The sequence below is a fragment of the Acidithrix sp. C25 genome (assembly GCF_904848545.2).
This window is the reverse complement of sequence record NZ_CAJHCI020000010.1, coordinates 978,580-990,337: the sequence shown is the minus strand read 5'-3', so window position 1 is coordinate 990,337 and position 11,758 is coordinate 978,580. Positions and strand designations below refer to the sequence as shown.

At 47.8% G+C, this 11,758-nt stretch carries 11 protein-coding genes and 1 pseudogene; 8 read left to right on the top strand and 4 right to left on the bottom strand.

All coding sequences use genetic code 11. The features are described 5' to 3' along the window. Positions 1-139 precede the first annotated feature (139 nt). From ACIDITHRIX25_RS80040 to ACIDITHRIX25_RS80030, 3 genes are read left to right on the top strand one after another with little or no spacing between them, the layout of a single operon-like run. The gene (locus tag ACIDITHRIX25_RS80040) at positions 140-925 is read left to right on the top strand and encodes a Mu transposase domain-containing protein (RefSeq protein WP_201733393.1); all 786 of its coding nucleotides are present in this window, start codon (positions 140-142) and stop codon (positions 923-925) included. After that, positions 873-1,673 (top strand): IS21-like element helper ATPase IstB, encoded by an 801-nt coding sequence (gene istB / locus ACIDITHRIX25_RS80035; RefSeq protein WP_082058385.1) that lies wholly within the window; start codon positions 873-875, stop codon positions 1,671-1,673. The genes ACIDITHRIX25_RS80040 and istB (ACIDITHRIX25_RS80035) overlap by 53 nt, the downstream gene beginning before the upstream one ends. Further along, the gene (locus ACIDITHRIX25_RS80030; protein ID WP_152625792.1) at positions 1,670-2,011 is read left to right on the top strand and encodes a paraquat-inducible protein A; all 342 of its coding nucleotides are present in this window, start codon (positions 1,670-1,672) and stop codon (positions 2,009-2,011) included. The genes istB (ACIDITHRIX25_RS80035) and ACIDITHRIX25_RS80030 overlap by 4 nt, the downstream gene beginning before the upstream one ends. Before the next feature lie 937 nt (positions 2,012-2,948). Here ACIDITHRIX25_RS80030 and ACIDITHRIX25_RS80025 read toward each other — a convergent pair. Together ACIDITHRIX25_RS80025 and ACIDITHRIX25_RS80020 are read right to left on the bottom strand one after the other, a co-directional pair. Beyond that, positions 2,949-3,263 carry a hypothetical protein gene (locus ACIDITHRIX25_RS80025; protein WP_201733392.1) on the bottom strand — a complete coding sequence of 105 codons (315 nt, stop codon included), beginning with the start codon at positions 3,261-3,263 and terminating at the stop codon, positions 2,949-2,951. A gap of 50 nt (positions 3,264-3,313) precedes the next feature. Beyond that, the gene (locus ACIDITHRIX25_RS80020) at positions 3,314-4,420 is read right to left on the bottom strand and encodes an IS1380 family transposase (RefSeq protein ID WP_201733391.1); all 1,107 of its coding nucleotides are present in this window, start codon (positions 4,418-4,420) and stop codon (positions 3,314-3,316) included. 685 nt (positions 4,421-5,105) lie between these two features. Between ACIDITHRIX25_RS80020 and ACIDITHRIX25_RS80015 the strand changes: the two genes are divergently transcribed. Continuing rightward, entirely contained in the window at positions 5,106-5,978 is an 873-nt protein-coding gene (locus ACIDITHRIX25_RS80015) for a hypothetical protein (RefSeq protein ID WP_201733390.1), read from the top strand. A 281-nt stretch (positions 5,979-6,259) separates the two neighbouring features. Here ACIDITHRIX25_RS80015 and ACIDITHRIX25_RS80010 read toward each other — a convergent pair whose 3' ends face one another. Beyond that, positions 6,260-6,946, bottom strand: coding sequence for a Druantia anti-phage system protein DruA (locus ACIDITHRIX25_RS80010; RefSeq protein ID WP_201733389.1), 687 nt, complete (start codon positions 6,944-6,946; stop codon positions 6,260-6,262). Positions 6,947-7,390: 444 nt separating this feature from the next. On the opposite strand from ACIDITHRIX25_RS80010, the gene ACIDITHRIX25_RS80005 reads away from it, so the two are divergent. The 4 genes and pseudogenes from ACIDITHRIX25_RS80005 (at position 7,391) to ACIDITHRIX25_RS79990 (ending at position 10,106) form a co-directional block, all read left to right on the top strand. Continuing rightward, positions 7,391-7,846: a hypothetical protein gene (locus ACIDITHRIX25_RS80005; RefSeq protein WP_201733388.1), complete on the top strand. Its 456-nt coding sequence runs from the start codon at positions 7,391-7,393 to the stop codon at positions 7,844-7,846. Positions 7,847-7,853: 7 nt separating this feature from the next. After that, positions 7,854-8,981 carry an IS21 family transposase gene (gene istA / locus ACIDITHRIX25_RS80000; RefSeq protein WP_201733387.1) on the top strand — a complete coding sequence of 376 codons (1,128 nt, stop codon included), beginning with the start codon at positions 7,854-7,856 and terminating at the stop codon, positions 8,979-8,981. Next, a pseudogene (gene istB / locus ACIDITHRIX25_RS79995) lies at positions 8,981-9,763 on the top strand (IS21-like element helper ATPase IstB). The gene istA and the pseudogene istB (ACIDITHRIX25_RS79995) overlap by 1 nt, the downstream one beginning before the upstream one ends. Before the next feature lie 73 nt (positions 9,764-9,836). Then, entirely contained in the window at positions 9,837-10,106 is a 270-nt protein-coding gene (locus tag ACIDITHRIX25_RS79990; protein ID WP_201733385.1) for a hypothetical protein, read from the top strand. Between the two features lie 451 nt (positions 10,107-10,557). Here the strand turns inward: ACIDITHRIX25_RS79990 and tnpC are convergent, their stop codons facing one another. Then, entirely contained in the window at positions 10,558-11,745 is a 1,188-nt protein-coding gene (tnpC, locus tag ACIDITHRIX25_RS79985) for an IS66 family transposase (RefSeq protein WP_201733596.1), read from the bottom strand. Positions 11,746-11,758 lie beyond the last annotated feature (13 nt).

The window sequence follows — 11,758 nt, the reverse complement described above, 5'->3', positions numbered from 1 at the left end:
TTTTTGGTTATCCCGAAGATTTGCTTACTCTTGACACCCTGAACGGGACTTGTGAAATTAATTCGGGATAACTAAAACTTCGGGATAATCTTTTTTATCCCGAATTCGGGATAAAAAAGACAAAGCTCGCGTAGAGCAGATGGTTGGCTATGTACAAAGAGATATTCTCGGGAGACTGAGAAATCAACGCTTTTACTCTATAGCTGAGCTCAATGTAGCACTTTTAGATGGGATCAATCGGCTAAACAACACCAAGATAGGTGGCCAGGACTTCTCTCGCGAGGATAGATTCGTAGAATTCGAAGCTAACTGCCTAGCTCCACTTCCTCCTCATAAGTTCCAATTCGGCATCTGGTCTAATGCCAGAGCAGGATCCAACTACCACGTCAAGGTAGCAGGAAACTACTACAGCGTTCCATACCGCCTAGCAAATAGCTCCCTAAGTGCTAAGGCAACCATCGATACGATTGAGATCTATGAAGGTAGCAACTGCGTGGCTATTCATACAAGATCGATGCTATCTGGAAAATACACCACCATCGAAGCACATATGCCACAAAATCACCTCATCTATCAAAGATCCACATCCATCGATGGACTGATGACGCAGATCAAAAACATAGGTCCATCAGCAGTTAGCTTCGCCGAGGTAATCCTAGATAGAGTGGGGCCATCTACTGGATTAGCAATTGGCTCTTTAGCTCAGATAGCTGAAGTAGCCAAACTCTACGGAGCTCAAGTATGTGAGCAATCGTGCGCATATGCAATAGCTATTGGATCCACTAAGTCATCTTCTCTTAGGAGCATCGCTGCCAAGGGACTATTCGATAGCGAAATAGGTGAAACCCCAAATTTGCCATGCATCACAACTCATGACAACATCCGGGGTGCCTGCTACTACGGAGGTATGGAAGATGTCATCTGAGGCCATAGTTACCCAACACCTAAATAGCCTAGGACTATCGGGCGCTCTGGAAGAGTTTCATCGGCAATTAAATGAACCAGCCTCACTGTCATTGGGATTCGAAGAGAGGCTGGCCATGATCCTTGGTGCACAAGTTGATCTAAGGGTTAATCGTAGGATCCAACGACGTATAAAAGAGGCGGAATTAAAAGTTTTAGCTCATCCAGGCGAAATAGACTTTTCAGTTGATCGGGGTGTTCCTAAGGCCAAGGTAGCCGAGATACTCTCACTTGGTTTTCTAAGACGTCACCATAACCTTTTAGTTACCGGTCCTACTGGTTGCGGTAAGACCTATCTGATCTGTGCTATAGCCCATAGCGCAATCGTGGCGGACCATACAGTGCGTTACTTTCGACTGTCGCATCTACTTGAACAGATAACCATAGCAAGAGCCGATGGCACCTACAAGTCGTTCCTCACCAAGATAAGGTCCAAGGACGTTATCTTGATAGACGACTTTGGTCTAGCACCAATTGCATCACGGGGTAGCCGAGAGCTACTAGATATTCTTGACGAGCGCATTGGTGTTGGATCTACCATCATCGCCTCACAACTTCCCGTTAGCACTTGGTATCAAAGTTTTGAAGATCTAACAGTTGCAGACTCAATACTCGATCGTCTCGTTCATGACTCAATGCGCCTCGAGATGAAAGGCGAGTCAATGCGAAAGATACGAGCACAACATAGCGAAATGGGAGACGGCTCATGAGTAACGAAATCCCGTTGCGTCACGATAGCGTCACGATAGCTTGTCCGGTTTGCCATAGTGATTTCTTAGTATCGGGTCGTAAGACCTACTGCTCAGAGCGTTGTAGAGCTAGTGCTTACCGAGCTCGACGCGATAGCACCCAACCCAAGGTACCTGTTGTAGGTAAGAAACAGCCGCTAAAGCCAATCACTGTATATGAGTGTGATATCTGCGGGGAGCGAGCCCTCGGGGAGCAACGCTGCGACGAATGTCAGAAATTCATGCGTCGTGTTGGCTTTGGAGGACTGTGTCCTCATTGTGATGGCGCAGTTGCCTATGACGAGCTAACCGTTGGTTAAACGAATCTAACAAACTAAAGATCAGGCCATCTTTAGTGAGCGGTGGACGCCTGCACGCTTGCCTCGCAAATAATCTGACACATGTGAATAAGCGCTTCGCGTTTACACGCAGGTTCCAGATCTCGACCACAGGGCCCACCGCTATCGCTACTACCGATAAACAAATAATAAAAAGAAGGGTAACTGGTTCCGAAACTACCCATTGGGACCAGTTACCCCTCGTGCTACTCCTGGCTTAGAGTTGTCCGTAATCCTCAGAAAAGCGAAAGACAACTTTCTAATCCAACAACGAGAGGACTATGGACAAATAAATATCAAAAAGACGAGCCATTTAGGCATTAATTAAGGGACCTTCTAGCCTGACATCTACCAGGATTGAGGTAACTTAGAGATAGGTTAAAGGGATCAGGAAAGTCTGGTCCAAAGACTTCGGTACAGTGGTCCAAAGATACTGGTGCTGTGGTCCAAAGATTCTACCAATAGTGGTCCAGAGAATCGGAATAGTCAGTCTAGATCTGCACTTTTGCGTTCAGGTGCTACGGTACGCTGCGTAGAACCATTTTGACCTGCTACTTTGCAGGCTCGTCTCTTTAGAAACCCCGAATCGTATCTGTAGTTTGTGAACTACCATACGACGACGATTCGGGGTTAGAAGTTTCTTATCGTCACCTCCTTAAGCCTGAATCCACAGAAATGGACCAGCTTGAGCCCCTCGGTGTGAATCCAAGTCGGTTTTTAGGATCTGATTTAGGTTTGACGGAGGGTCTATGGTTTAAATCTGGTTTCAGAGTGCCAAATATGACCTATTCCCTTTGTAATTGAGCCTGTTTGGTCATTTTTGAGATTGTGAAATCTCATTTTGGGTATAGTGACCTAATCCCTTGTCTTCTAGAGCAGTTCCTTCAAGTAATATTCAGTGTGTTAGGTAACCAGATGTTCAGGTGATGGCGATCTCAAACTTTCTGATCCGATCAAGAGCCTCTAAGAACTTATCCTTATAGTGCCAGTGTTCTTCAAGATGCAGTATTACTTTTCTAGCTGAACGAGTGATATGTCCTGCGATCTGAAAGTAACACCGTCGAAGCTTTGGTGTGGTTATTACAGTTTCTGCAATAGCACCTATTTGTGCAGTTGCACCGTGTCGGGTTGTGCAGTTGCACCGCGCCAGGTTGTGCAGTTGCACCGCGCCAGGTTGTGCAGTTGCACCGCGCCAGGTTGTGCAGTTGCACCGCGCCAGGTTGTGCAGTTGCACCGCGCCAGGTTGTGTGCAGTTACACCAATAACTAACCAGACCAGAGCTAATTAGACCAGAGCCAACCAAACGGCATTAGCGTTCATGTATCTGGATGGAACATGATTCCACCCCGAACCTCCTTTGAGATCCTTGATGACTAGTTCGATCTGGGCATGTGCTCGGTGATCAGCCTCAAGAAAGAGCGTTTCGCCTTGTCGATCGGTAATAAATGCGTGATAGTCATAGTCACTAAATAGTGCCAGCTGAGACCCTGGAGTAGGCTTGACCCTTCGTACGATAAGACGAACGTCTTGTCTATCTCTTGCAAATGCGCGATATTTCACTTCTGCTACATCAGCTCCACCTTCAAGCCAATAAGGAATTGAAGTCCATGTTTCTTCTGGTATGGCTGCAATAACCTGCTTCAATCGTTTTGACATCCGTGTTGTAATGCAAATGCGAACATCACCCGCACTAGCTGCGTCTCTAACGGCTCTTGAGAAGAACCCAGAGTCAAAACGCATGGTTATTTCACCAGTTGCTCCAGCGGCTCTGGCATTGTTGATTACCTGGGTTACAAACTCCCCGGCACCACGGGCGGTATTGGCGTTGCCTTCACGTGTCACTATTCCAAGAATGTCACCTGTTTTACCAACTGCTGCTAGGTGTGGGTGATACCCCCTTACTTTGGTATAACCAAATCCAGCTCCTTCTTTTTTGTTTCCATATACCTGACATATTGTGGAATCAACATCAATGGTGAGTGACTCATCACCTGGACCTGCTCCAGCTAGCCAGGCTCGTTTTAGCAACAAAGCTGCAACTCGTTCAACATCTGCGATGTCACTGGTCTCAAAACTACGCAAGAAGACACCAAACCTAGATGGTGCTGGCATTATCTGACCAAGGATAACTTGCGCATTTGGGCTTCGAAGGATTGCAGTGTCATCAATGCAATCACCACCGGCCAAGATAGATGCGACGATAGCCATAGCTTTTCTGCCAACATTTGCTCGTCCAGGACGATCCTCTAGGTCAATGTGTAAATCAAAGAGATCCCTAAGGCCAAGTCTCTCAGCAAGGGTGATAGGGAGTATTAACCCACTGTTGGAAACTGCGTTCGAATCGTCAAAGGTGACTATCAAACACTCTAAAGCACTAGTAGATGCTTGCATCTAAAAGGTGCTCCTTGAACTGATGGATTTGAATTGTATTCAAACATCATTCCACCAGTTCAGAGCACCCTTTCTATGTCTAAATCAAAGTTGAGCGGCTAAATTTTCGGTGGATCCAGGTTAAGCATGGAGACATCAAGAGTTAGGTCGACAACGATGCTCTTTAGACGACGGTTCTTTAGGCGACGGTTCTTTAGATTCAAATTCAATGAGTAAGCTTTACTTTGGTTCCCTTCAATGCAGCGTAGGTACTCTTCCATCGGTGCCAGGTTGTCTCGGTAACTGCAGCGCCTTAGGGCTTTTATGGCAAAGCGGCAGCTTCACTTATGGTTGCACCGTTATTTAGCATCTTGTCCCCTTCGGCGATCTTCTTGCGCACCTGTTCTGGGGTATGCCTTTTGGACTTCACAATAATTTCCTCCATCTACATTATGGATACAAAGCTCACATTAGTAGCGGATCAATTAAATGGGAGCCTTCCACAACTAGAAGTATATCGATGTAAATCGAATGCAGGAAGTACACAGACGCTGCGATATTATCGAAAGATCAATATCTAGCAATTACCCCGGAAAAAAGAGAATATATAATTGAATGAAACGAGTAATTCCCCCACCTTTATGAAACCCTTTTAGTCGAATGCTTCCACCTAAACGACCAATATGCCGAGAATGAGAGTATCAAGTTGAACGAAACGCCTGAAACCTGGAACCTACTGCTAAATAATATCAGCGTTGCAATTGGGAACCAAGGAGCTATATTTCAAAAAATCTTTGAGGCTGACGGATATCTGGCACGGGCCGAACGCGATCGTATTATTGCTCGCCACTCGAACGATCCTAACCGTCTAGAAAACTATGGATATAAAGTCTACTCTCAACACGAGGAAGACGGAATTATCTCCAAGATAATGGAGATAATCGGACTAACGACTGCGACCTTTATTGAGATAGGAGTAGAGGACGGATTGGAGTGCAATTCCCGTCTGTTACTGCAAAATGGATGGCAAGGAATTTGGATAGACGGGAACCACGAAAAACTAAATTCAGCATCTCTGACGTTCGCAAAATACTTGCAAGAAGAAAAGCTAATCATTAAAAATAGTTTTATCACCCGTTCAAATATTAACGAACTAACAAACAAACAAGAATCAGAGAGACTAGGTATGGTGTCCATCGATATCGATGGAAATGACTATTACATATGGGAAGAACTTCAACTTAGTCCTCCGTTGGTAATTATCGAGTACAACTCAAAATTTCCACCACCGGCGAAACTTGTACAAAAGTACGATGAGCGCTGGGTATGGAACCACGCAACTGATGACTACGGTGCCTCTTTAGGAGCCCTCGTTGATCTTGGAATACGCAAGGGATACCGACTCATCTGCTGTTCGATCACGGGAGTTAATGCCTTTTTTATTCGAAATGACCTAGCCAACAAGTTCGGTCAGTATGATTCAAACGAACTTTATCACCCAGCTAGACACCACCTGATAGCATCTCAGTTTATCGGAAGTGGTCATCATCCCGGGAAAATGATATTCGATAAGATATAGCCATAACGAGCAATTCATTATCAATCATCAAATAATTATCATTTATAATGCTAATTTATAGTTCCTAAATTGATATCTCATTCCGCATTTTATCCCTAGGTGTCCGGATGGTTGGTATCTGCTCAAGTAAAGCATGAATGATCGGATAGGGCGAGAATTCCGGCGAACGATGATACTTTATCCAAAGGATAGAAAAGAAGCTGTTATTAGGAAAATCGTAAACATTCGGCCAACCCGTTAGAGAGTGACCTCCCGGGCCAATCTGATATCCTGTTGCGTTTTCACTCAGGTGAAGCAAGGATGCTCCGATAGTTACGGTGCAGCGGGTAGAGATAGACTTCCTTGACAGAGAGAGCGTATTGGTTGTAGCGATCAAGTTTGCCCCGACCTTTGGTTTGCCCGACACGGATCCAGTTCGCCGCCTTGTAGCTCGCTCCGGTGAACCTGGCAGACTCCACGAAGGTCTCCAAGAGTACAGGCTGGTACCCGTAGGCGAGTTGCCAGTCGCCAGGGAGGCGGCGAGCGACACGGGAGAGGATGTATGAGCTGAGGTTCACAACACGTACCTGAGGAAGAATGAGAAACCTCGCGTTGCCAACCACAAGGTGCAGCCATGCTTCGCGGGTCGCTTTGTCCCAGCCGATATAGTTATCGCGTGGTGCGCAGCTCCATGGCGAGGCAGCGAAGCCGATCGCACCGATAGTTCCAGAGGAGCTCTCGATGAGATAGCGCCCCTCAGCACCGGCAAAGGTGGTGTAGCCGAGGTAGTGGTAGCTTGCAATGAGGTTTCGCCAGCGCTGCTTTTGGGCTTTGGTATTTGCTATGGCGAACTTGATTGGACAGAGATCGTCGAGCGATTCAGGATAGGCAAAGGGTAGCTCAGCGATTGGCTTTGCGTAGCGGGTGATGCGGCCGTTGCCGTTGCCATGCAGTGGCTTGGGCAAGGTGATGAGTCTGTCTCTGTCCATACGCAACTACACAGCCACCTCTACGTCATCATCAGCTTCAGTGACGCCTTAATACCCCCGCGTAATCAACGAAAGCGTCGCCCTACAGTACACAGCGATCAGGTTGGAGATGACCTCAAGGTCTGCTTGGGAGAAGTCCCGCCCGCAGTAGCGAAGCGCTTCACTCATGGCATTGGACCAGGTGGCGGCATGCGCCACTCAACAAGATCAGTCTCGCTCGCCGCCCAGGGAAAGAACCGCTCCAGCGCGGCGGGATTCGGGGCCTTTCCACCAGCGTGAATATTCCACTAATTCTTTTCCACGTATTCCAGTAATACGTTTCCACCTATTCCACTAATTCTTTTCCACCCATTCCGGAAACTCTTTACCGCTCTTTTGAAGTAGGTAAATGCGAGAAACTTGTAAGTGGATCGAAGTATTCGATCCACTTACAAGGAGGAAGCATTGAAAAGAAAAGGAGGATGGTCCCTGCAACTATTTGTGATTAGAAATATCGTGACGATCAAAGAATCATCACCATCAATATCCAAAGGCGAAGTTGCAAAAGCAGTTGGAGCTTCGCATCCCTCGGTAGGGAAAGTACTCAATCAAGCTAGGCAGTTAGGCCTTAGCGCTAGCGAGTTAGAGTCAATGACAGATAGTGACATATCTGATAAATTCTATTCTTTAGCGCCAGGACGCCATGGGGTAGCCAACAAGGTGGAACCCGACTTCGCGATAGTGCTAAAGGAATTGGAGGCTGGCAAGCGACAAAACCTTACCAGATACCTGCTTTGGTGCGAATATGAAAATGAGGTAGGCGAAGATCATGCCTATGGATACTCAGGTTTCTGTGAGAAACTTGGTCGTTTTGATGAATCCAAAGAGATATCGATGGTCCTTCATCACGCTCTAAGGTGACGTTGCAATGGTTGACTACGCCGGGCAGAAAATACCAATTTATGATTGCACAAGTGGCGAGGTAAGTTTCGAAGCGTCAATATTTGTTATGACTCTTGGTTATTCGGGATACGTCTATGTCGAGGCCCAGAGGTCACAAGATATCGCCAACCTCATGGAGGGCCATTCTCGGGGGTTCGAATTCATAGGAGGTGTACCAAAGAGTTTGATCGGCGATAACCTCCGCGCTGGCGTCACCAAGAACACTAGAGACGAAACGGTACTGACTCGCAGTTACCTAGAAATGTGCCAGCATTACAATGTGATTCCAGCCCCGCCAAGACCATACCACCCTCGCGATACGAGTAAAGTTGAAGGCTCTGTATACCTGGTCGAGACTAATATTCTGGCACGATTGAGAAAGTTGAAGTTCTTCACTTTAGCAGAGCTAAACGAGGCAATTAGTCCGTTACTCACTAGCGTCAACCAAAAGAAGTTCCAAAAACTACCAGGCAGTCGCCAGGAGAGGTACCTCAACCAGGAAAAAGCCGCACTTGGCAATATTACCCTTGGTTCCTACGAGTACGCCTCCTGGCAGCCCGTGAAAGTGGGGTCCAACTACCACTTCTCTCTTGAGGGAGTCTACAACTGCGTACCCTTTCATTTAAGAGGATCAGAGATTATGCTTCGGATCACAAATGATCTCGTATCGGCCTATTCGAACAATATTCACATCACAAGCCATCGACGCACGAGGGAAGTTGGTACTTGGGTTACTGATAACACCCATTTGCCAGAATCTCATCGAAGTTATTTACGAAATACTACTGATGAAATTACCGCTCGGGCTAAAACAGTCGGAAGTGCTTGTGAGGAGTTGATAGGGGTCGTTTTGCTATCTCATGCTTTTCCACAAAGTGCACATAAATCCGCTCGAGCAATTCTTCGTCTTGCCAATACCTACACAGATGTTGAACTTGAAGCGGCTTGTTTGGTGGCCATTGAGATAGGTTCACCCACCCGAGCTAGTGTCAGTTCTATTTTGGCAAGGGGACTGCATATAAATCGTACCCCCATGATCGAGGCGGTGTCTTTACCCACCGGCGAACATGAAAATATCCGTGGTGAAGAGTTCTACGCTAAGGAGGTGTCATAATGACACATCCCACTCTTATATCAAGCCAACTATCCCAACTCTGTCTCCCCGCGCCAGAAAAGGAATACCGCCGACAAACTACAGATGCAAGCTCAACTTCGTTATCCTTTGAAGATCGACTTGAACTAATGCTAAATACGGAGTTATCTGGACGTAGTTATCGCAGGATAGAGCGTCGGATAAAAGAAGCTAATCTTAGAATTCACGCAGTACCAGAAGAGTTAGAAAATAAGAGTGCCCGTGGACTCCCCGAAGCACTTGCTTCTTCGTTACTTGGACTTGGTTGGCTAAAGAACCACCACGTATTGATCACTGGAGCTACAGGAACTGGCAAAACATATTTGGCTTGTGCACTTTCAACTGCTGCAATTCGATCAGATGCCACGGTGCGCTACTTCAAGTGCTCTAGCCTTCTAGAGACAATCTGAACTGCCCGTCTTGATGGTAGCTACCGATCATTTGTAAACAAATTCTCGCGTATTGACCTAATAGTAATTGACGACTGGGGATTATCTCCTATAACGGTAAATGGTGCCCGGGAGCTTCTTGACATCATCGATGACAGGAGCGGAGTCTCCTCTTTGATCATTGCTTCACAACTACCTCTTTCTTCTTGGTATATGACCATTGAGGAACGTACTGTGGTTGATGGGGTATTTGATCGTGTGATTCACAATTCGATCAAAGTGGAATTACTCGGAGAGTCAATGCGCAAGTTTGTTGGCTCCTCCTATCAAAGCGCACCATCGGTTCGGGGAAACCAAACCGAGGTGTCGCAATGACACAAGATCCCAAAACCCCGTTGCGTCACGATAGGCTCACGATAGCTTGCCCGTCTGCGGAGGTAACTTCCCCTTGTCAGGGAGGAGAACCTACTGCTCAGAGCGTTGCAGAGCTAGTGCTTACCGAGCTCGACGCGATAACACCCAGCCCAAGGTACCTATCGTAAATAAGAAACAGCCGCTAAAGCCAATCACCGTATATGAGTGTGATATCTGCGGGGAGCGAGCCCTCGGGGAGCAACGCTGCCAAGAATGTCAGAAATTCATGCGTCGTGTTGGCTTTGGAGGACTGTGTCCTCATTGTGATGGCGCAGTTGCCTATGACGAGCTAACCGTTGGTTAAGCGAATCTAGCGAATCAAAGATCTGAGAATCTTTAATGAGCGGTGGACGCCTGCACGATTGCTTCGCAAATAATCTAACACATGAGCAAAACGCTTCGCGTTTACACACAGGTGCCAGATCTCGACCACAGGGCCCACCGCTATCGCTACTACCGATAAACAAATAATAAAAAGAAGGGTAACTGGTTCCGAAACTACGTATTGGAATCAAACCCCTTTAGTTCGAATTCAATGGAGCTAAGAACACAACTTTCAGATCCAATTACGGGACTGCTTATTTCTTTGGATCCAAAGAAACGCTCGAGGGGAGTTCTTGAATTCTAAGCAACCATTTTGAGTAAATGCGTTGCTGTCGAATACGCCAAAACGGTCATTTCGCAATGGCCCCTGTGGTAGGTTAAAAGCACTGGTAAAGAGTTACTGGAATGACTGGTAAAGAGTTTTGGAATACTCACCAGATCCGCGCCGCCAGGGTGGCTGCCCATATTGAACCGGATCCATAGCAGTTCTTGCGTATTACTGCTGGGTTGCGAAGTACAGCCTCTGCTGGGTTGTTATCGAGTGGCAACTCGGGGAACTCTTCGTGGCGACAGAGGCCTTCCCATTCACGATCCAGTGTTGCGAGCACCTTTATGGCCCCAGGGTGAAGCGTCGGATCGCAAGCCTCAGCCTTTCTGGCAGTATCCATTGCTCTGATGATCCTGGTAAAGTCCTCCTCAGCGCGTAAGCGCCCGGTAGTTCCCGTCTCAAGTGCTTGGCGTGCATGATGTGCTACATAAAGCGACCCGATGCGAGCGAGCCATGAAGTAGTCCAACTCCGCAGCTCTTGATGCGCATCGCTAGCGCGGATGAAGTAGCGCCTGATGTGTGCCCAACACCACAACGGATCTACTCCCTCAAGTGCACCAAGGGGCTGGTAGACACTGTAAAAGTCTGAGCTTATCAGGAGCTGTCGGCCAGGTTCGAGCGAACCCGCATCTATATCGATACCCAAATGCTCGGCTACCACTCTCGTCGAGCATTTGGGATCGATCAAGAACACCACGGTGTCGGGACCGAGGAAGGTCCACAGCCACCAGCGGTTGCCCGCTTTGTCAGCTACCGCCTCGAACACCTTCCAGGATGTCTCGTCGATGTGCAGATGCGCCGACTTTGCGTTCCTCTCCCTAATCGCTGCGTCAAGTTGCTCAAGTAGGTCCGAAAGCGCCTTGAGCGCTCCTGTCAAGGTGCCTTTTGAAACCTCGAACCCGTCATTTGAGAGAGCTGCGACGATGCGTTCCAAGGGACGCCCGAGCACGTACTTCTCCACTACCAAGCGGCCCAGGAACCCTGAGGTGAACATTCCCCTGGGGATTGGCTTGGCCGGGACCGGTGCGACGAGCATGCCCCGAGTCTGACACTTGCAGGTGCGCCGGTAGGTAGGGCGGCGATGTCGGTGTCGCACGATGTGTACTTGCCAGTCGATCTGGTAGGAGGTCTCTTCGCCGAAGGCGGCATAAGGTGCCCCGCAACCCGAACAGATTCGCTCGTTGTCTGGTACGTCGTGGATCACTTCGACGGTTTCAAGGGCCGAGTAGTCCCGTCGGCCATGCCCTGGACTCCCTGGTTGTTGACCACGGAGGCGTTTCTCACCTGTGATATCGTCTTTGCCT